Raw genomic sequence first — 20,807 nt, forward strand, 5'->3', positions numbered from 1 at the left:
GCTCCTTAGATTAAAATTCTCTCATATACTGATGTAATCATAGCATACCATTGGTAGAATTAACATAAATAGTTTCTGGCTTTAGTGAAGAAATATTAAATATTGATGAGATGGTGAAAAAGAAATGGAACTCAATAAAATGATGCACCAACCGGTCGTTGATCAAGCAGTCCTCGATTTTATGCGTACCAAAGTGGCTGTTCTAGATGGTCCGCTTGGCGAACTTGAAGCACAGGCCCACGAGAAAGGGATTCCGGTGATTCCGCATGAGACCGTCGCCTTTTTACAACAACTAGTGGCGATGAAACAACCGCAACAAATTTTAGAAATTGGAACGGCGATTGGCTTTTCAGCGGCGTTAATGGCGAGTGTGATGCCAGCCAGTGGTCACGTGACGACGATTGATCGCTATGAATTAATGTACGAACGGGCGGCCACTAATTTTAAACGGTTAGGATTAACAGATAAAGTCACGCAAAAAAACGGCGATGCCGCCGATATTCTGCCGACGTTAACCGGTTCGTATGATTTAATTTTTATGGATTCGGCTAAATCGAAATACATTGAATTCTTACCAGATTGCCTACGGTTATTAGCACCGGGCGGCGTCTTGTTAATTGATGACGTGTTACAAGGCGGGACAATTTTCTTACCTAAAAATGAAATTGAACACCGCAATCGGGGTATTCATCGTAAACTAAACGAATTATTCGAAACAGTCTTACCTGATAAAACCCTATACAGCAGCCTACTACCACTAGGCGACGGCGTATTGATGATTACGGAAAGATAGAGCGCTACAACTCACGGGTAGCTTCTGAGCATTAGCCTAGTCTGGCGAATAAAGTTCGGTCTATGAACTTTGTTTGCCAGACGTAGCTAGACGGAAGAAGTTGGCTGAGAAGCACGTTTTAGGACAGAGTGCTAACTCAAGTTGGTCAGACTTTGAGGATTAACCTAAAAATGGGTATTATGAGTGTTTTTTACTCATGATACCCATTTTGTAGTTAACCGGAAAAGGCTACTTGAGAAGCACATTTTAGCCTAGAATTCCGATCTTTAGCGCACAAAAAAACAATCCAAATCGGATTGTTTTTTTGTGGTTATTTTTAAATGACGACGACTGGAATACCTTCGCTAACAGCATCGTATAATTTGGCCATGGTTGCTGGTGGGGTATTGATACAACCATGAGAACCATGTTCCTTATACCAATCGCCGCCGTATTTAGGTTGCCATGAAGAATCATGAATCCCAACGCCGGTTTCGTCAATTGGCATCCAATAACTAACTGGACTAGCATACGCAGTCCCATCGGAATTAGTCCCTTTTAACGTGGCATTGCGTTCCTTTTTCCAGATACTCCAAACACCACTAGGGGTCACTTGAGGTGGCTTAGCCGTGACAATATCGGTTTCAATCGTCACTTTACCATCTTGATAGAGCCACATGTGCTGCGCTTTTTTATCAATTTCGATATAGGTTGAACCAACACTTCGGGTTTTGTTAGCGATTCCGGAGCCGTTAATTACTGCGGTCCGTGAAAAGCTCTTGCCTTTAGGGACCTCAGACATCAAAGCAGCAACTTCATCGGCTTGTGAGATACTCCAGCCATAAATACCGGCGGGGACAGTCACAGTGCCTTGCTTAGTTGATTTAAAGGTCAATGGTTTATCGTAGGTATCGTATTGAGTCTTCATCTGAATGACGTAATTAGTAATAGCGGTCTTACTAAGCTGAACCGTGCCATCTTGTTCAGTTAACCAACTCCGAATCTCTGACTTAGGGACTTGGAAGGTATTGCCATCGACAGAATAATTAATCGTTTCATTCGCAATCGTGGTTAATTCTTTAACCGTCTTTTGCAATTTTTGATCAGTTGATTTAATCGTGGGTTGATCATAGTCTTTTTGCAAATTAATGGTGGTTGTCCCTTGATTAATCCCATGGGCGACAGTCTTTTTGAATTTAGCGAGGCTAATCGTATTCCCATAAACTTCTTTGGTAATCTGATAATCAGTCCCAGTTAAGTCAACCTGGGCATTTTTGGAAGCTGTTCGCGAGGCGTTTAGCTTAGTCACGGTCTGGCTAGCAAATTGGTTGAATGAATTAGTGTCCAAAATAAGGGCGTCTTCCGCTTTCGTTGTTTGGTGTTCGCCGAAGGAACGACTCAACCAAGTCCAACCATTTTGCGTTTGACGCATCTTTTTTAGGAGTGGTTTAAAATTATGGCTAAAGCCGGCCGCTTGACCACTAAACGTCAGGACTGAATTCTGTTGGTCCTTTAACGTATATTTCTGGTTATTGACCTTTTTCAATAAGACTTGATTGGCTTCGGCCACTGATCGACCACTGATATCGACACCGGCAACTTCTGTATGCGGTAAGAAGGCAGATTGATAGTGATGGCTGACTAACGCGTAGCCACCAGCTAGAACAACTACCACACCGGCTAACGTGACATAAAGTTTTTTGGTAAACTGCACAGTAATAACTCCAATCTTTATCTGAATAGGTGCTTAGTATACCGCAATGTTTCAAATGTTACAAAGGGTATTAACTATTAGTAAGCATACTAGAGTTATCTTTAAAAAGAAATGAAAAAGTTTCAAAATCAGATAATTTTAAGGTTAAATTAAACGAATTCACAGAATCAAAAAATAAAAAGACTGATTGGCGACACATTAAATAGTGCTTTGCGAAACAATTTATTAAAAAGATGATTAATCAAAACAATTAAGTTAATGTTGAAATATTGATGAATACATATCGTTGATAGTAGGTGTTATTTCGGATTTATAAAAAAGTAGAATCCCCGTTACAACCAGATAATTAAAGCCATTAATTTTCTATGTTAATCTTTTAACAATTATTCATTGCACAGAAGATATTGTTGCGCTAATATAAGATTTGTTAAGTGCAAAGCAAAGAACAGTAAGGCTTAAGCTAACAATTAACGAAGGGAGTCTGCTATATATATTTTTAACATTGGTTTGTTTGGGAGGATTATCAATAATTTAATAGTTATGAATTGGCGTCTATAAAAACTAATAATAAATGATTTTTAGAATGGCTGTTATTTAAAATAAATGATCAATAAAAAATTAAAATAGGCCACTGTTATTCGTTTAATGGTGTCACGATTAATCAATAAGATAGTCGCAGGTTTATTTTGATACGGGGGATAACTTATGTCAGAGATACCGAATAAGAAGATGCAATTGTTGGGGGCATGGTATGCGAAATTACAACGGATTTCCAATAATTTAAATGGGATTAGTCAAAAACATGAATTGAGTTTTGAACAATTTTTAGTCTTGGAACAAATTATTGAAGAGGATCGCAACTCGCCAAGCGAATTAGCCATCTTTTTTAAAACATCAATGCCGGCAGTCTCTAGAAAATTAAATATTCTACAGGCTAAAAAATTAATTCATAAAATTCGCGGTGAACAGGAAGACCAACGTTTAATGTGGGTGACGGTCACACCCGAAGGCAACGATATTTATGAGGCGATTAAGCATGAATTATTGATGTGGGGGGATGAAATTGATATCAAAGAATTGAATTTAATGGCTGATGTCAATCATTATTTAAGCCAGATTAATCATCAAGAACAGCCGCTAAACCAAGTTTAACTAGGGGGTACTTAGTCACGGTGTTCAATAAAAAATAGTGTGTCACCACTTCAAAAGAAGTGATGGCACACTATTTTATTGGCCGTTAATTAAAAATTATTGGCGAGTTTCGATATCTAATTCTTTAAAAGCAGTTGTAACGATATCTTTTAATTGTTGAGCTGATTTGTGCATGCTTTCCATTTCGTGATCAGTCAATGGAATTTCAAGGATGTTCGTAATACCTGAACGGTTGATAACGGCAGGTGAACCGATAAAGATATCGTTCAAGCCATAATGGCCATCCATGTATACTGATAATGGTAAGACAGCATTTTCATCATCTAAGATAGCCTTAGTAATCCGTGCTAATGCAGTACCGATACCGTAGAATGTTGCACCCTTTAAGTTGATGATTGTGTAAGCTGCGTCGCGAACACTTTCAAAAATCTTAAGTAATTCTTCTTCATTAACTTCTGGATGGGCTTTAACCCATTCAGAAATCTTGATGCCACCGATGTTAGCATGTGACCATACAGGGAATTCTGTGTCGCCATGTTCGCCCATGATGTAAGCATGGACCGAACGAGCATCAACGTTGACCATTTCAGCGATATCCTTACGGAAACGAGCTGAATCAAGTGATGTACCAGAACCGATAACGCGTTCTTTAGGGAAACCTGATAATTTCCATGTTGCATAAGTTAAGATATCAACTGGGTTAGCAGCAACTAAGAAGATACCGTTAAAGCCTGATTCAACGATAGGATCAACGATAGTCTTCAAAATCTTAAGGTTTTTACTTACTAAGTCTAAACGTGTTTCACCTGGTTTTTGTGGTGCACCAGCAGTGATAACAACAACGTCAGCGTCTTTTGCGTCTGAGTAATCAGCAGCATAGATCTTTTTAGGAGAAGTGAAAGCTAATGCATCAGATAAATCAATTGCATCACCTTGTGTTTTTTCTTTAAAGATATCTACGATACCGATTTCTTGTGCAATACCTTGTAAAGTTAATGCATAAGCGTAACTAGAACCTACAGCGCCGTCGCCGACTAGGATTACTTTTTGATGATCTTTTTCAATATTTGCCAATATAATGACGTCCCTTCTGTCTATCAATTCTTCATTTCGAAAACTAGTATAGCATAATTTACAAGAATGTTCGCTGATTTTGATTAAATTTTCAGAAAACTAATAGTTTCCTAATATAGAAAGAAAATCAGATATGGTATAATTATGGCTATAGTCAACGGGAAACTGGGGAGGAGTCGCTTCTCAGTATTTTTGCTTTGATATTGACCGTGTTTATTAATTAAAAAGAGGTTTTAATGATGAAAATGATCGTCGGTTTAGGTAATCCAGGCAGCAAATATGCACAAACGAAACACAACATTGGTTTCATGGTCATTGATCAACTATGCGCACAACATAACGTGACGTTAAACAAACATGATTTCGAAGCTGAGTACGGTAGTTTTAAATATGAAGGGGAAACTGTTTTTTTAGTGAAACCGTTGACCTTTATGAATGATTCGGGCCGTTCAGTTGGGCCTTTACTGAAATATTATCAGATTGATGTTGCTGACTTATTGGTGATTCAAGACGATATGGATTTGACACTTGGTAAGTTACGCTTACGCCAAAAAGGATCAGCTGGTGGCCATAACGGGATTAAAAGTATTATTGCCAGTGTCCAGAGCCAAGATTTTAAACGCGTTAAAATCGGGATTCAACATCCCCAAAAAAGTACGGTTGTTAACTGGGTATTAACGAAGTTTGATAAAGACGCCGCTCCAGTGATCGCCCAAACAATCGACCAAGCGTGCGAAGCCATCGACGATTGGTGTCAAAACGATAATTTTATGAAAACAATGAATTTATATAACTAGAGTGCTTTTGCTGACGGTAAAGTTTTGAGGATTAGCCTAGCAACGTGAATGAAGTCCGGGTTTAGGACTTCGTTTGCGTAGCGTAGCTAAACGCAGAAACTTGGAAGCAAAAGCACGTCTATGTACGGTCATTTTGAGAAAGATAGGGAATTAGTCATGGATTTAATCGCAATGTTAGGGCAAACCCAACAGGTTCAAACAGTATTAGCCAATCAACAACAAGGGGGTAAACAGTTGCTGACCGGATTATCCGGTTCAGCGAAAACCCTCTTTTTAGCGACGGTTTATAAACAACAGCGCCAACCGTTATTGATTATTGAAAGTAATACTTTCCAGGCCAACCAAGTCGCCGAAGATTTAGCTAATCAAGTGAATAGTGATCAAATCTATACTTTTCCAGTTGAAGAAGTGATGGCGGCGGAAATGGCAACCAGTTCGCCAGAAGCCAAAGCGGAGCGGGTTCGAACACTAAGCTTCATGGTCACTGGCAAAAAGGGGATTATTATCACCTCGATTGCAGGGATGCGTCGTTTGTTACCTTCTGTCCGCCAATGGCAAGATGGCCAATTGACGATTGACAGCAATAGTGAAATCGATCCAGCGACGTTAGCAACTCAGTTAAGTGAAATGGGTTATCTTCGGGATAAATTGGTCGGGAAACCGGGTGAATTTGCAATGCGGGGGGATATCGTTGATATTTTTCCATTAGACGCTGAAAATCCGGTTCGAATCGAATTGTTCGATACGGCGGTGGATTCAATGCGTTCGTTTGCAGCCGATACTCAACGGAGCATCGAAAACGTTGAACGGATTCAATTGATGCCGGCCACGGATTTGTTAGCCAATGAAGCCCAACTCGCAATGGCTGGCGATGCGCTACAAGCGGCGTATCAAGCAAACGCCCAACAGATTACGGACAAAAAAGAACGTCAATTGTTAGCAACTAATTTTGAGACGCCGATTGAACGGTTGCAAGCCGGCGAACGGTTAGAAAATTTGGCGCTGTACATTGATTATTTATATCCCGAAAAAGATAACTTATTTAACTATTTCAAGAAAAGTGGGCTCGTCATTTTTGACGATTATCCGCGGATTCAAGAAACACAACGGATCTTAAATGAAGAAGCCGCGAATTGGCAAACTGATATGATCGCTAATCGCCGGCTATTGCCGACGCAGACGTTATTATTAGATGCTCACGAAATGATCAAAAAAGATCAGCATCCCCAACTGTATTTATCGTTATTCCAAAAAGGGATGGGCAATTTAAAATTAGATGCGTTGACCAATCTGCCAACGCGTAATGTGCAACAGTTCTTTAGCCAGATGCCGTTATTAAAGACCGAAATGAGTCATTGGCAAAAACAAAAGCAGACGGTGATTGTGCTCGTCTCTGATCAAAAACGGGTTAAGAAAATCGACCAGACCTTCCACGACTTTGAAATCGAAGCGGTCGTTGCCAACAAAACGCAAATAGTACCGGGACAAATCCAAATCGTGCAAGGTTCGTTACAAAACGGCTTTGAATTACCCGATTTAAAATTAGTCGTTTTAACGGAAAAAGAACTCTTTAACACCGCACCCAAAAAGAAAGTTCGGCGTCAAACGTTAGCGAATGCGGAACGGCTTAAGAGTTATAGCGAACTCAAACCCGGCGATTACGTCGTGCACGTCAATCATGGGATTGGTGAATACGTCGGGATGGAAACGTTGGAAGTCGACGGCGTTCACCAAGATTACATCACAATCGTTTACCGGGATAATGGCAAGTTATTCATTCCAGTGACGCAACTAAACATGGTTCAGAAATACGTTTCTGCCGAAGCTAAGACGCCGAAAGTTAACAAACTAGGTGGTGGCGAATGGCAGAAGACCAAGAATAAGGTCACTGCTAAGATTGAAGATATCGCGGACGATTTAATCGAATTGTACGCGCAACGAGAAGCAGAACGCGGCTACGCTTTTCCGAAGGACGATCAAATGCAAGCCGATTTTGAAGCGCAATTTCCTTATCCGGAAACGGATGATCAATTACGGAGTACTGCTGAAATCAAACATGATATGGAACGGGTTCAACCGATGGATCGTTTATTGGTCGGGGATGTTGGTTTCGGGAAAACCGAAGTGGCCTTACGGGCGGCTTTTAAAGCCGTTGAAGCGGGCAAGCAAATCGCCTTTTTAGTACCGACAACTATTTTGGCTCAACAACATTACGAGAATCTGTTGACGCGGTTTGCGGATTTTCCAGTGCGAGTCGGCTTATTATCCCGCTTTAAAACGCGCAAAGAAGTCAACGCGACGTTAAAGGATTTAGCCACCGGCCAAGTCGACATCGTCATTGGGACACATCGTCTCCTATCAAAAGACGTTGAATTTAAAGATTTAGGGTTGTTGATTGTCGATGAAGAACAACGTTTCGGCGTCAAACATAAAGAACGGCTCAAACAATTAAAGGCGCAAGTTGATGTGCTGACGTTGACGGCGACGCCCATTCCACGAACGTTGCATATGTCGATGCTCGGTGTGCGTGATTTATCGGTGATTGAAACACCACCAACTAACCGTTACCCGATTCAAACTTACGTAATGGAACAAAATGCGGGGGCGATGCGTGAAGCGATTGAACGTGAACTCGAACGCAACGGCCAAGTTTTTTATTTGCATAATCGGGTCAGTGATATTGAACAAACGGCGGCTGAAATCGAAGCTTTGGTACCTGAAGCAACTGTTGGCTATGCCCATGGTCAAATGACCGAGGCTCAATTGGAAGGGGTCATCTACGATTTCGTTCAAGGTAAGTATGATGTGTTAGTCACGACGACGATTATCGAAACGGGGGTTGATATGCCCAACGTTAATACGATGATTGTCGAAGATGCTGATCATTACGGCTTATCGCAACTCTATCAATTACGTGGTCGGATTGGCCGGAGTAGTCGTGTGGCTTACGGTTATTTCATGTATCAACCGGATAAAGTGTTGACCGAAGTCAGTGAGAAACGGCTCCAAGCGATTAAAGATTTTACCGAATTGGGTTCCGGTTTTAAAATTGCGATGCGCGATTTATCGATTCGGGGCGCGGGTAATTTATTAGGGAAGCAACAACACGGTTTTATCGATTCAGTCGGTTTTGATATGTATTCACAAATGTTGAGTGAAGCAGTTGCTAAGAAACAGGGCAAAAAAGTGGCGGCCAAAACCAATACCGAAATTGACCTTAAAATTGAAGCTTATTTACCGGAAGATTATATTAATGATCAACGGCAAAAAATTGAAATTTATAAACGAATTCGCCAAATGGATTCGGAAGCGGCGTATGCTGAAATTCAGGCCGATCTAATTGACCGTTTTGGGGATTATCCTGAACAAGTCGCGAATCTATTGATGATTGGTCAGTTGAAGATGACCGCTGATGAAGCGTTGATTGAATCCATTAAACAGATTAAAGGCGATTTACAAGTGACGTTGTCGCCTAAAGGCAGTCAAAAAGTCTCTGGCGAACAAATCTTTGAAGCACTATCAGCGACGCGTTTGAAGGCCACGGTCGGATTTGACCGCGAAAAATTAAGTGTTAAACTGATTATCCAACCGAAGATGCAATTAATGGATTGGTTACAAGAATTAGTGACATTTGTTGAAGCGTTATTAAAAATTGAACAACAAGCAACCAAATAGACGAGGAGGGACTTGATGCAAAATAAGCAAATGCAGAATTTGATGAAGGGTGCGGTTGTTTTATCCATTGCATCATTTATCGCTAAAGTCTTGAGTGCGGTTTACCGAATTCCATTACAGAATATGGTCGGCAACACCGGCTTTTACGTTTATCAACAAATCTATCCGATTTACGGGATTGGGATGACCTTTGCATTGAGCGGTTTTCCGGTCTATATTTCGAAATTAGTGGCTGAACAGACTGAACCCGCCGAACAAACTAAAATTTTACGCCAGTCATTCGCACTGTTAGGGATTTTCGGGGCAGCCATTTTTATCTATCTACAGATTAAGGCCCCGGCGATTGCGGGGGCCATGGCCGATCCAGCGTTAGCGCCGTTGATTGAAATGGTCTCCTTTATGTTCCTATTAATGCCGTTTTTGGCCGTGACGCGCGGCTATTTCCAAGGTATCTTTAACATGATTCCGACGGCGACCTCGCAAGTGGCCGAACAACTCGTCCGAGTGGTCGTGATTATTTTAGCGGCTTGGTTGTCGTTAAAATTACACTGGTCAGTCTATGAAATGGGCACTTGGGCGATGACGGGTGCGTTCTTCGGCGGTTTAGTGGCGACGATTTCCTTATTAAAACCGGCCGAACGCGCTTTTGTCTGGCGCGGACCGGTCACTAAAGGAATCGATTGGCAGTCCTATAAAGGATTGGCGAAGAAATTATTGATTGAAGGCGGTTCGATTTGCCTGTTTGCTTCATTAATTGTCTTGTTACAATTAATTGATTCTTTTACGGTCAAAAAAGGCTTAGTTTTAGGGGGCTTAACCGACGCGGCCGCTAAAAATCTCAAGGGGGTCTATGATCGGGCCCAACCGCTAGTCCAATTAGGCTTAGTGATTTCGATGGCTTTTTCATCAACTTTGATTCCGAGCTTATCGCAAGCCCGCCAACGCCAACAAGATCAACAATTCCGGCAAGTAGCGGAAGCGTTAATTCACATCAGTTTAGGATTGTCGGCTGCGGCCGCAACTGGATTGATGGTTTTAATGCCACAGGTCAATGTGTTCCTCTTTGGGGATGCGGATGGCAATCGAGCACTGGTTTGGTACATGTTCAGTATCGCGATTATTGCGTTAATCAACGCTTGTAATAGTGTCTTGCAAAGTTTGGATCAATTTTATAAGACGACGATTGCGCTGCTCGTTGGGATTGCCGTCAAAATTATGATTAATCAATGGTTAGTGCAACACTTTCAGATTGTTGGGGCCAGCTTAGGGACTGTCATCAGTTTAGGGGTCGTCTTGTATCTCGTCTTGCGTCAATCACCAGAATTGGTTAAAAACGCATTGGCCCCCAAGCGTTTTACGTTTAAATTATTGCTGATCTGTGGCATGATGTGGCTAGCAGTTAAAATTGCGTTGGACATCACTCATTTTGGATTAATGACGCGCGGTGCGGCGATTATGAGTACTGGCGTCGGCATTACAGTTGGTGTGTTGGTCTTTGTTGGACTAGCACTCAGATGGCAACTCTTTACAATTCGGGAATGGTTAACAATTCCTGGCGGTCGCCAATTGTTGCGACTGTCTAAAAAAATAAAAAGGTAGGGCAATCAGATGCGCTTAGACAAATTTTTAAAAGTATCACGAATCATTAAACGGCGGACCGTCGCCAAAGAAATCGCGGATAAAGGCCGGATTTTAATTAATGACCGTCCCGCTAAATCATCGAGCAACGTAGTCGTCGGTGATAAGCTTGAAATTGGTTTTGGTAACAAAACCCTAATCGTCAAGATTACCCAAATTATCGAAACAACGAAAAAGAGCGACGCAGCAGAAATGTATGAAATAATAGAAAGTAAGAGCGCTGACTCAACCGATTAGCTTCTGAGTATAGCCTAAAATAAACGCGGATGGCCTGAATTTTGGTCATCCGCGTTTATTTGTAGCTAGACGGAAGAAGCTGGTTGAGTCAGCGCGTTTAAGCAAAAGAGTGCTGTGAGTTGCGGGTAGCAACTGAGCATTAACAAAAATCGCCAGTTATCTTGAACTTAAGATAATTGGCGATTTTAGGTTAAGTGGAAGTTGTTGCAACTTAGAAGCACGTTTAAGTAAAAGAGTACCGTGAGTTGCAGTTAGCTTTTGAGTAGCGCTTAAAATAAAAACCATCAGCCAATCCAAATTAGGGATTGACTGGTGGTTTTTAGCGATAGAATGGGCAATTAGCTTCAATATCATTCAGCCTGTTAATAAAAGTCATTAATAATCGGCAAACAATATTGACGTTGTTTTCGCTAACTTGTTATAATGGATACAATTGGAATTCGGAGGTGTTTTGTGGTGAGCCAGAAAATAACAAAAATTGAAAATGATTATACCCAACAACAGGCCGCCCAAAATCGGTCGAAACAGCAAAAAGCACACGTACACCAAGTTCATCGGCGCCGGCTAATTGGACTTAGTATTTTAGCCGTTTGTTTAGTTCTAGTTTGCGGTGTTCAGATTTTTAGAACGCACCAAACGTTGGCGAATGTTGAACAGAAACAAACGGTCAAAAAAAAGCAATTGAAACAAGCTAAAGCGCAAGAGTCCGATTTAAAAATCGAAGTTAAGCAATTGCATGATGATGATTATTTAGCAAAATACATTCGATATAAATATTACTATTCTAAAGATGGGGAAACGATTTATAGTTTGCCACAAGATAAGGCGCCCAATTTAACACAACAACAAAAATAATTCAGCCAACACGCTTGTTTCAAGGCCAAAGCGTGCTATACTTATTTTATTAAAGATCACGATTATGTGACTAAATGTTTGATAAGTTCAAACGACCATTTTAGGAGGACGTAGTTTTATATGGCAGTTGAAGTTGGTTCGAAAGTTGCTGGTAAAGTAACAGGTATCACGAATTTTGGCGCTTTTGTCGATTTGGGAGAAGGCAAAACCGGATTAGTACATATTAGTGAAGTCTCTGATAGTTATATTAAAGATATTCATGACGTATTAAGTGTTGGGGATGAGGTTACCGTTAAGGTGATGTCTGATCAAAATGGTAAAGTTGGCCTCTCGATTAGAAAAGCAGTTGATCAACCGAAAGAACAAGAACACGCTCGACCACAACATAGTAGTCGTCCGAGCACTAATCGTGGTGGTTATCGCAAGCCGGAACATGCAAGCGCACCTCAGAAGGAAGATTTTGATGATTTATTGTCAGGCTTCTTGAAAGATAGTGAAGATCGTTTGTCGACAATTAAACGTAATACAGAAGGTAAACGCGGTGGCCGTGGCGGTCGTCGTAGTTAATATTAATAAAGTAGTATCATCTTAAAGGTCAGATTGAAGGTTGTTTCGTAAACTTTTGATCTGGCCTTTATTGATTAGACGGGAGGGGTAGCATGGTGACACAAGCGTTTCAAAATTTAATTAAAGAACAGCAATTTTGGCAACCGGCTGAAAAAGTGGTGGTTGCGACCTCGACCGGGGTTGATTCGATGGTGCTTTTACAATTATTAACGCAATTACCAATGGGATTAAAACCAACCATCATCGTCGCCCACGTCAATCATGAATTACGTGCGGAAAGTACCACCGAAGAAACGTATCTCCGACAATATTGTGAACAACAACAATTAACCTTAAAAGTGGCGCATTGGCCAGCTAACGCGCATCCGACCACTGGCATCGAAGCAGCTGCCCGCCAATTTCGTTATCAGTTTTTTGAATCAGTGATGGAATCGACCGGTGCGAAAGTTTTGTTGACGGCGCACCACGGTGATGATCAACTAGAAACGCTTGTGATGAAATTAATTCGCAGTGGTGAGTTGCATGAAATGCGAGGCATTCAGGTTAGCCGGCCATTTGGAACCGGCCAATTGATTCGGCCGTTATTAACATTTGATAAAGCAATATTACGCCAATTCGCGAATCAACAAGGCATTCAATACTTCGAAGATGGAACCAATCAAAATTTAGATGTATTGCGCAACCGCGTCCGACATCAAATCGTGCCCCAATTGAAACAAGAGAACCCGCAAGTGATTCAAAATGCGAACCGCTTTAGCACGAGTCTATCGGCCTTATTAACTAGTCAAAATGATTGGGCCATGACGGTGGTCAAGTTAATGGTGAGGCATAAAGCGCAAACTGAATTGGTGGGTAATTTAACGATTATCCAACAATTCACGCCGGTTCAACAGCGATTAATCTGGCAACAATTATGGCGGACTGAATATCCTGGATTGCCCGCTTTAAAAAACAACCAGTTAACCGAATTGATCCAGTTCACCAATCAACAAGCTAAGCCACAAGGCCAAATTGATTTGGGACACGATTACGTTTTAATGAAGGTTTACAATCAATTTATCATCCGGCCAGGGCAACCGCAGGAGTCAGTGGGAACGACTTGGTCAGCAAAATTGACGGTCAATCAATGGTGTCTGCTACCGAATGCCGAACGAATTGGTGTTTTTGATTTAGAGCATCTCCCGCAAAAAGTGACCAGTCAACAAGTCATTTGGTTAACATCAACAGACTGGCCATTGACGGTGCAACAATTAACCGGGTCGGAACGTTTGGCAATCGGTCACGAACACACAAAGTCAATTAAACGGCTTTTTATCGATTTAAAATGGTCACAAAGGCAACGACAAAATAGCTGGGGTGTCTGGAGCCATGACCAATTAATTGGTCTTCCGCAATTACGGGTTTCAGCATTGTTTAATCAACCACAAACTGGTAAAATACGGTACGTACTATGTTGCGATTAAACACCAAAATATTCAGGTTTTACTGAAACGGAGGCTAGCTCAACGATGTTAGAAAAAGATATTGAACGTATTTTGTATACCAGAGCAGATATTCAACAGGTTAATGAACGTTTGGGCAAGCAGATTACAGCTGATTATCAAGGCAAGAACCCGTTGATGATTGGAATTCTAAAGGGCGCGATTGTGTTCATGACTGACCTGATTCGTGAAATTGATTTGCACGTTGAAATTGATTTTATGGATGTGTCGAGTTACGGTGATGGCACAATGTCTTCCGGAGAAGTTAAGATTATCAAAGATTTGGACACGAGTGTTCAAGGGCGCGATATCATAATTGTTGAAGACATCGTGGATACGGGTCGCACATTGAACTACTTAATGGCAATTTTTAAAACACGGCAAGCGAATTCGATTAAAGTTTGTACTTTAATGGACAAACCAAGCCGACGAGTCGTGCCAGTTCATTCGGATTATGTGGGGATGGAAGTCCCAAATGAATTCGTCGTGGGATACGGATTAGATTATGCCGAACGTTACCGTAATATGGGGACAATTGGCGTTTTAAAACCGGAAATTTATTCAGGTAAATAAATGGTCAATGAAAGTCAGATATGTTATAGTTTAACAGTATCAAAGAGACACTGTGTCATAAATGATGAGAAGCTTCAGGAGGTCACGCATGAAGAACAAGAAGAACGGACTGTTTAGTAATAGTCTGTTTTACATTATTATCCTAGTGGCTTTAGTCGGTGTATTTTCATTCTTTTTGAATGGCAACTCCGGTTCAGAGTCTACAGAAGTTCAATCAAGTACATTTTTGAGTGAATTGAAGTCTGATAAAGTTAAGACACTTTCAATTCAACCAACAAATGGTATTTATAAAATTTCAGGAGAATATCGTAAAGCACAAACTGTAAAACAGCCTAAAGCAACATTTTTTGGTCAAAAAACCAATAATAAAAAAGTAACGCACTTTACAACCACGCTTTTACAAAGCGATTCACAAGTTAGTCAAATGACGAAATTGGCGAATCAAAGTAAAACCAAGGTTGAAACACTCCAAGAACCTCAATCTGGTTGGTGGGTAAGTATTATCAGTGTCTTCTTACCAATTATTATCATGGTCGGATTATTCTACATGATGATGAGCCAAGCCGGTCAAGGTGGCGGTCAAGGTGGCAAGATGATGAGCTTTGGTAAATCAAAAGCTCAAAAAGCAGATAAGAAAGCCAATAAGGTTCGCTTCTCTGATGTCGCTGGTGCTGAAGAAGAAAAACAAGAATTGGTCGAAGTCGTCGAATTCTTGAAAGATCCCCGTAAGTTTGCCGCGTTGGGTGCAAGAATCCCAGCCGGTGTCCTTTTGGAAGGCCCCCCAGGTACTGGTAAAACATTATTAGCAAAAGCAGTCGCTGGTGAAGCGGGTGTACCGTTCTTCTCAATTTCCGGTTCAGATTTCGTTGAAATGTTTGTCGGGGTTGGGGCAAGTCGGGTTCGTGACTTGTTTGAACAAGCTAAAAAAGCAGCGCCATCAATCATTTTCATTGATGAAATTGATGCAGTCGGTCGTCAACGTGGCGCCGGCATGGGTGGCGGTCATGATGAACGGGAACAAACATTAAACCAGATGTTGGTTGAAATGGATGGGTTCTCTGGTAACGAAGGCGTGATTGTCATCGCCGCTACCAACCGTTCAGATGTCTTAGATCCAGCCTTACTACGTCCAGGTCGTTTTGATCGGAAGATTCTAGTCGGTCGTCCTGACGTTAAGGGCCGTGAAGCCATCTTGAAAGTTCATGCTAAGAACAAACCATTAGCAGACGATGTTGATCTTAAAGTGATTGCCCAACAAACCCCAGGGTTCGTTGGTGCCGATCTTGAAAACGTCTTAAACGAAGCGGCCTTAGTCGCTGCTCGTCGTAGTAAACAAAAGATTGATGCTTCTGATGTTGATGAAGCTGAAGATCGTGTGATTGCCGGCCCCGCTAAACGGGATCGGGTCATTAATCCGAAGGAACGTAATTCAGTGGCGTACCATGAAGCTGGACATGCGATTATTGGGTTAGTGTTGAGCGATTCACGAGTCGTTCGCAAGGTCACAATTGTCCCACGTGGTCGCGCTGGCGGTTACGCAATTATGTTACCTAAGACTGATCAGTTCTTGATGACTAAGAAAGAATTGACTGAACAGATGACAGGGTTACTCGGTGGTCGGACGGCTGAAGAAATTATCTTCAATGCTGAATCAACCGGTGCCTCAAACGATTTTGAACAAGCAACCGATATCGCTCGGAGCATGGTTACGCAATATGGGATGACCAAAGCTTTAGGAACGGTCGCACTTGAAAAAGAAGGCCAACCATTCGTTGGGGCTTCTTATGGTCAAGCACCTGCCTTTTCTGAAGCAACTGCCGCAACGATTGACAGTGAAATTCGTCGCTTAATTGATGAAGCCCACAAACAAGCCTTTGAAATCATTCAAAGTCATCGTGCACAACATAAGTTGATTGCCGAAATGCTCTTGAAATATGAAACATTAAACGAAAAAGAAATTTTGAGCTTATTCAATGATGGCAAGATGCCTGAAAGTGATAATGACGAATTTCCAAGTGAAAAAGCAGCGACTTTTGAAGAATCTAAAAAAGCGTTAGAAGCTAAAGATTCTAAGAAGAATGCTGAAGCTGAAACAACTGATGACTCTAAAACGGATGAAGTGGCAGACGATGCCCCAACATCAGAACCAGAAGCACCAAAAAAAGCTGACGATTCAGATGATTCAAACGATCAAGTTTAAAGATATTGAAAGAAGCTGTGACAAAACAAATCGTTTTGTCACAGCTTCTTTTGTCTCAACCATCAATTAATCGTAAAAGAGGGTATTTAAGATGCAAGATTATTTAGTGAAACAGATTTCAGAAGATGGCCAATTACGTGCGTATGCCGTTAATGCGACGCAGTTAGTAGCTGAAGCGCAGCAGAAACAAGATACTTGGTCAACGTCCTCGGCTGCTTTTGGTCGGACCATTGTCGGGACACTACTATTAAGTGCGGCTGGTTTAAAAGGTGATACGAAAATGACCGTGCGCGTCGAAGGTGATGGCCCCGTCGGCAAAATTGTGGTTGACGGTGACGCACAAGGCACGGTTAAAGGTTACGTTCAAAATCCCCACGTCAATCTACCATTGAATGACCGTCAAAAAATTGACGTCAAAGGTGGCGTTGGGACAACTGGGAGCTTATCGGTGACGAAAGATTTAGGTTTAAAAGAACCGTTTACCGGTCAAGTCCCATTAGTATCAGGCGAACTAGGTGAAGATTTTACGTACTATCTGGCAAAATCAGAACAAACCCCTTCAGCTGTTGGATTATCAGTTTTTGTTAAAGACGATAATACTGTTGAAGTCGCTGGAGGCTTCATGATTCAAATGTTACCCGGTGCCGATGACCGCTTAATTGATGTGCTTGAAGCGCGTTTGCAAGAAATGCCACTTGTTTCTGAATTATTGCAACAGGGGTTAACGCCAGAAGCGATTATTGCCGAAATCGTTGGCGAACTGCCAATGAAGACGTTAGAACAAATGCCAGTCAAATACCGTTGTGATTGTTCAAAAGACCGTTTTGCCAAAGCGTTGAGTTCAATTAAACCCGCTGATTTAGAACAATTGATTAGCGAAGACCATGGTGCCGAAGCCGTTTGCCGTTTTTGTGGCGAACGCTATCAATTTAGTGAAGCCGAATTACAACAAATTTTAGCGGAACAAGCAGCCAATTAAAATTTTTGCTAGTTGATTCTTTTTTTGCTATGATTATTGAGATATTGTCGAAAGACACGAAGGGAATGGTTTGGCACAATGACATGGCAAATAGGGGATATCACAATTCCAAATCAAGTCGTCGTCGCACCGATGGCCGGGATTACCAACGCAGCATTTCGAGTGACTGCGAAGGAATTCGGCGCGGGTTTAGTCGTCTGCGAAATGATTAGTGATCGTGGCATCATGTATAATAATAAAAAAACATTAGAGATGATGTTTGTTGATCCAACGGAACATCCTATTAGTATTCAAATTTTTGGTGGTTCGAAAGATACTTTAGTAGAAGCCGCAAAATTTGTCGATCAACATACCGAAGCCGATATTATCGATATTAATATGGGTTGTCCGGTCAATAAAGTCGTTAAGACCGATGCCGGTGCGCGTTGGTTATTAGATCCGAATAAAGTTTATGAAATGGTGTCATACGTCACTGACGCGGTTAAGAAACCAGTCACGATTAAAATGCGAACGGGTTGGGACGAAGATCACGTTTTCGCCGTTGAAAATGCGTTAGCTGCCGAACGTGCAGGGGCTTCAGCCTTAGCAATGCACGGTCGAACGCGGAAACAGATGTATACGGGCCACGCTGATTGGGACGTTTTAAAACAGGTTAAACAGGCATTAACGATTCCGTTTATGGGTAACGGTGATGTCCGGACGCCGCAAGATGCCAAACGCATGTTGGACGAAGTCGGCGCGGATGCAGTCATGATTGGTCGCGCGGCTTTAGGCAACCCGTGGATTTTACGCCAAGTGGAAACTTACTTGCGAACGGGTGAATTAATTGCCGAACCAACGCCTCGCGAAAAAATTGCAACGGCTAAATTACAATTGCACCGCTTAGTTGAACTCAAGGGCGAAAATGTGGCTTGTCGCGAGTTCAGACAACAAGCGGCTTATTATTTGAAGGGGATTCCCCGCGCCGCTAAAACCAAGGCGAAAGTCAATGAAGTCGAAACTGAACAAGCAGTCGGCGACATTTTAGACCGTTTTGTTGAAGAAACTGAAGCAAGAATCGCAGAATAGCTTCCGCAGGGGGCTATTTTCGTGTTAAAATCAACACAGTAGATAATTGAAAGTAATGGAGGAATTGTCAGTTGGCACAAAAAGATAATCAAAAAGAAATGAATGACCAACTTAAGGTCCGTCGGGATAAGATGCAACTACTTAAAGATGAAGGCATCGATCCATTCGGTCATCGTTTTGACCGGACACATTTAGCAGCAGATTTACACAGTGAATTTGAAGCAATCGAAAAAGACGACTTAGATCTTAAGAATCAAGAAGTGACGATTGCAGGTCGGATGATGTCTAAACGGGGCAAAGGCAAAGTAGGTTTTGCCGATATTCGCGACCGTTCAGGTAAAATCCAGATTTATGTTCGTAAAGATACCGTTGGCGAAGAAAACTATCAAATCTTCAAAAAATCTGATTTAGGTGATCATCTAGGCATCACCGGTCAAATTATGAAAACAGATATGGGTGAATTGACGGTTAAAGCGACTCACGTGACTTTCTTAGCGAAAGCGTTGCGTCCATTACCCGATAAATATCACGGTTTAACGAATGTTGAACAAATTTATCGTCAACGTTATTTAGACTTGATTGCGAATGAAGAAAGTATGGCACGTTTTACCAAACGGAGTAAAATTATTTCAGCCGTTCGTGAATATTTAGATACGCATGGTTTTACCGAAGTTGAAACGCCGGTCTTGCACGGTCAAGCCGGTGGCGCTTCTGCACGGCCATTCATTACACATCATAACGCACTAGACATCAACCTTTACCTACGGATTGCGCTTGAATTACATCTGAAACGCTTAATTGTTGGTGGGATGGAACGGGTCTATGAAATTGGCCGGGTCTTCCGGAATGAAGGGATTGATACGAAACATAATCCTGAATTTACAATGTTAGAAACATACGCTGCTTATTTCGATTATAAAGACGTGATGGATGAAACCGAAGGCATTATTCGCTTTGTGGCCCATAAAGTTTTAGAAACTGGTCAGATTAATTATCAAGGTCAAGATATTGATCTCGATGGTGATTTTGCACGAATTCACATGGTTGATGCGATCAAAGCGCAAACCGGTGTCGATTTCTGGCAAACAATGACTATCGAAACAGCGCGTCAATTAGCAGATGAACATCATGTGAAATATGAAGAATATTGGCAAGTGGGTCATATCATTAACGCCTTCTTTGAAGAATTCGTTGAAGATACGTTAGTGCAACCAACCTTTATTTATGGCCATCCGGTTGAAATTTCACCATTAGCAAAGAAGAATACTGAAGATGATCGTTTTACTGATCGTTGGGAATTGTTCATGCATGGGAATGAATACGCCAATGCGTTTACTGAATTAAATGATCCAATCGACCAACGCGCTCGTTTTGAAGCCCAAGCACAAGAACGTGAAAACGGGAATGATGAAGCCGAAGGTATCGATGAAGATTATATTGAAGCATTAGAATACGGGATGCCACCAACGGGGGGTCTTGGAATTGGGATTGATCGGTTAGCGATGTTGTTAACGGATGCTGCTTCAATTCGCGATGTCTTATTGTTCCCAACAATGCGTCCTGAAAACCAATCAACTGAAGAAAAATAATATTTTTTAAAAACGCCTTTTAAGGCGTTTTTTTTGTGTAATTTTCGGTATCGTTCGTTATATATGCATATCTATAATAATGAATTGCATTTTTAACGATAAATAACGGATACTAATGATAGTTTTGCGGGTGAAAGTTCTGAATTGACTCGATTAAAAAAAGTTTGACGAACAGTTTGATAGCTGTTATAGTAGTCTATGTTGTCAGTGAGACACAAGTTATTCAAGCAGATGGTGTTGTAAGAGAACTGAATTGAATATTTATACAAAAAATATTCAAAAAATGTTTGACATTTAATGACATCGCATGATATACTAATTAAGTTGTTTCGACAACCAACGTAGATCTTTGAAAACTGAACAAAGTTTCGACAAATCAAATGTGTAGGGTCGCCCTTCGGGGCACAACATATTTGCGAAGTCAATTCGCTAGCAA

The 20,807-nt window shown here is 41.4% G+C and carries 16 protein-coding genes; 14 read left to right on the forward strand and 2 right to left on the reverse strand.

The window, feature by feature from the left end:
* Positions 1-124: 124 nt before the first annotated feature.
* Complete coding sequence (locus LFUMFP_RS02265) at positions 125-793, forward strand: O-methyltransferase (protein WP_106482994.1); 669 nt, start codon at positions 125-127, stop codon at positions 791-793.
* Between the two features lie 316 nt (positions 794-1,109).
* Here the strand turns inward: LFUMFP_RS02265 and LFUMFP_RS02270 are convergent, their stop codons facing one another.
* The gene (locus LFUMFP_RS02270) at positions 1,110-2,486 is read right to left on the reverse strand and encodes a L,D-transpeptidase family protein (protein ID WP_025083902.1); all 1,377 of its coding nucleotides are present in this window, start codon (positions 2,484-2,486) and stop codon (positions 1,110-1,112) included.
* A gap of 705 nt (positions 2,487-3,191) precedes the next feature.
* On the opposite strand from LFUMFP_RS02270, the gene LFUMFP_RS02275 reads away from it, so the two are divergent.
* On the forward strand, positions 3,192-3,638 hold the full coding sequence (locus tag LFUMFP_RS02275) for a transcriptional regulator, SarA/Rot family (protein ID WP_025083876.1): 447 nt from the start codon (positions 3,192-3,194) through the stop codon (positions 3,636-3,638).
* Between the two features lie 96 nt (positions 3,639-3,734).
* Here LFUMFP_RS02275 and LFUMFP_RS02280 read toward each other — a convergent pair whose 3' ends face one another.
* Positions 3,735-4,712 carry an L-lactate dehydrogenase gene (locus tag LFUMFP_RS02280; protein ID WP_025083877.1) on the reverse strand — a complete coding sequence of 326 codons (978 nt, stop codon included), beginning with the start codon at positions 4,710-4,712 and terminating at the stop codon, positions 3,735-3,737.
* 239 nt (positions 4,713-4,951) lie between these two features.
* On the opposite strand from LFUMFP_RS02280, the gene pth reads away from it, so the two are divergent.
* From pth to lysS, 12 genes are all read left to right on the forward strand, one after another.
* Positions 4,952-5,509, forward strand: a complete 558-nt coding sequence (pth, locus tag LFUMFP_RS02285; protein ID WP_025083878.1) for an aminoacyl-tRNA hydrolase — start codon at positions 4,952-4,954, stop codon at positions 5,507-5,509.
* 156 nt (positions 5,510-5,665) lie between these two features.
* Positions 5,666-9,184, forward strand: a complete 3,519-nt coding sequence (gene mfd, locus LFUMFP_RS02290; protein ID WP_106483584.1) for a transcription-repair coupling factor — start codon at positions 5,666-5,668, stop codon at positions 9,182-9,184.
* Positions 9,185-9,199: 15 nt separating this feature from the next.
* Positions 9,200-10,783 carry a putative polysaccharide biosynthesis protein gene (locus tag LFUMFP_RS02295; protein WP_106482995.1) on the forward strand — a complete coding sequence of 528 codons (1,584 nt, stop codon included), beginning with the start codon at positions 9,200-9,202 and terminating at the stop codon, positions 10,781-10,783.
* 9 nt (positions 10,784-10,792) lie between these two features.
* Positions 10,793-11,059, forward strand: coding sequence for an RNA-binding S4 domain-containing protein (locus tag LFUMFP_RS02300; protein WP_025083880.1), 267 nt, complete (start codon positions 10,793-10,795; stop codon positions 11,057-11,059).
* A 456-nt stretch (positions 11,060-11,515) separates the two neighbouring features.
* Positions 11,516-11,914, forward strand: coding sequence for an FtsB family cell division protein (locus tag LFUMFP_RS02305; RefSeq protein ID WP_106483585.1), 399 nt, complete (start codon positions 11,516-11,518; stop codon positions 11,912-11,914).
* Positions 11,915-12,034: 120 nt separating this feature from the next.
* On the forward strand, positions 12,035-12,481 hold the full coding sequence (locus LFUMFP_RS02310) for a S1 domain-containing RNA-binding protein (RefSeq protein WP_025083882.1): 447 nt from the start codon (positions 12,035-12,037) through the stop codon (positions 12,479-12,481).
* Between the two features lie 92 nt (positions 12,482-12,573).
* Positions 12,574-13,944, forward strand: coding sequence for a tRNA lysidine(34) synthetase TilS (tilS, locus tag LFUMFP_RS02315; protein WP_106482996.1), 1,371 nt, complete (start codon positions 12,574-12,576; stop codon positions 13,942-13,944).
* Positions 13,945-13,989: 45 nt separating this feature from the next.
* A complete protein-coding gene (gene hpt, locus LFUMFP_RS02320; protein WP_106482997.1) occupies positions 13,990-14,535 on the forward strand; it encodes a hypoxanthine phosphoribosyltransferase in 546 nt (181 codons plus the stop codon).
* Between the two features lie 88 nt (positions 14,536-14,623).
* Positions 14,624-16,735, forward strand: coding sequence for an ATP-dependent zinc metalloprotease FtsH (gene ftsH / locus LFUMFP_RS02325; RefSeq protein WP_106482998.1), 2,112 nt, complete (start codon positions 14,624-14,626; stop codon positions 16,733-16,735).
* Positions 16,736-16,826: 91 nt separating this feature from the next.
* The gene (gene hslO, locus LFUMFP_RS02330) at positions 16,827-17,714 is read left to right on the forward strand and encodes an Hsp33 family molecular chaperone HslO (protein ID WP_025083886.1); all 888 of its coding nucleotides are present in this window, start codon (positions 16,827-16,829) and stop codon (positions 17,712-17,714) included.
* 78 nt (positions 17,715-17,792) lie between these two features.
* Positions 17,793-18,782 (forward strand): tRNA dihydrouridine synthase DusB, encoded by a 990-nt coding sequence (gene dusB, locus LFUMFP_RS02335; RefSeq protein ID WP_025083887.1) that lies wholly within the window; start codon positions 17,793-17,795, stop codon positions 18,780-18,782.
* Between the two features lie 98 nt (positions 18,783-18,880).
* On the forward strand, positions 18,881-20,371 hold the full coding sequence (lysS, locus tag LFUMFP_RS02340; protein ID WP_106483586.1) for a lysine--tRNA ligase: 1,491 nt from the start codon (positions 18,881-18,883) through the stop codon (positions 20,369-20,371).
* The last annotated feature ends 436 nt before the right edge of the window (positions 20,372-20,807 follow it).

This window comes from Latilactobacillus fuchuensis, from assembly GCF_900258455.1.
In the GTDB taxonomy this organism is placed as follows: domain Bacteria; phylum Bacillota; class Bacilli; order Lactobacillales; family Lactobacillaceae; genus Latilactobacillus; species Latilactobacillus fuchuensis.

Excerpts from the sequence above, each read along its gene's own strand:
- LFUMFP_RS02265 (WP_106482994.1), top strand. The coding sequence starts at position 125 with ATGGAACTCAATAAAATGATGCACCAACCGGTCGTTGATCAAGCAGTC.
- LFUMFP_RS02275 (WP_025083876.1), top strand. The coding sequence starts at position 3,192 with ATGTCAGAGATACCGAATAAGAAGATGCAATTGTTGGGGGCATGGTAT.
- pth (WP_025083878.1), top strand. The coding sequence starts at position 4,952 with ATGAAAATGATCGTCGGTTTAGGTAATCCAGGCAGCAAATATGCACAA.
- mfd (WP_106483584.1), top strand. The coding sequence starts at position 5,666 with ATGGATTTAATCGCAATGTTAGGGCAAACCCAACAGGTTCAAACAGTA.
- LFUMFP_RS02295 (WP_106482995.1), top strand. The coding sequence starts at position 9,200 with ATGCAAAATAAGCAAATGCAGAATTTGATGAAGGGTGCGGTTGTTTTA.
- LFUMFP_RS02300 (WP_025083880.1), top strand. The coding sequence starts at position 10,793 with ATGCGCTTAGACAAATTTTTAAAAGTATCACGAATCATTAAACGGCGG.
- LFUMFP_RS02310 (WP_025083882.1), top strand. The coding sequence starts at position 12,035 with ATGGCAGTTGAAGTTGGTTCGAAAGTTGCTGGTAAAGTAACAGGTATC.
- tilS (WP_106482996.1), top strand. The coding sequence starts at position 12,574 with ATGGTGACACAAGCGTTTCAAAATTTAATTAAAGAACAGCAATTTTGG.
- hpt (WP_106482997.1), top strand. The coding sequence starts at position 13,990 with ATGTTAGAAAAAGATATTGAACGTATTTTGTATACCAGAGCAGATATT.
- ftsH (WP_106482998.1), top strand. The coding sequence starts at position 14,624 with ATGAAGAACAAGAAGAACGGACTGTTTAGTAATAGTCTGTTTTACATT.
- hslO (WP_025083886.1), top strand. The coding sequence starts at position 16,827 with ATGCAAGATTATTTAGTGAAACAGATTTCAGAAGATGGCCAATTACGT.
- dusB (WP_025083887.1), top strand. The coding sequence starts at position 17,793 with ATGACATGGCAAATAGGGGATATCACAATTCCAAATCAAGTCGTCGTC.
- lysS (WP_106483586.1), top strand. The coding sequence starts at position 18,881 with ATGAATGACCAACTTAAGGTCCGTCGGGATAAGATGCAACTACTTAAA.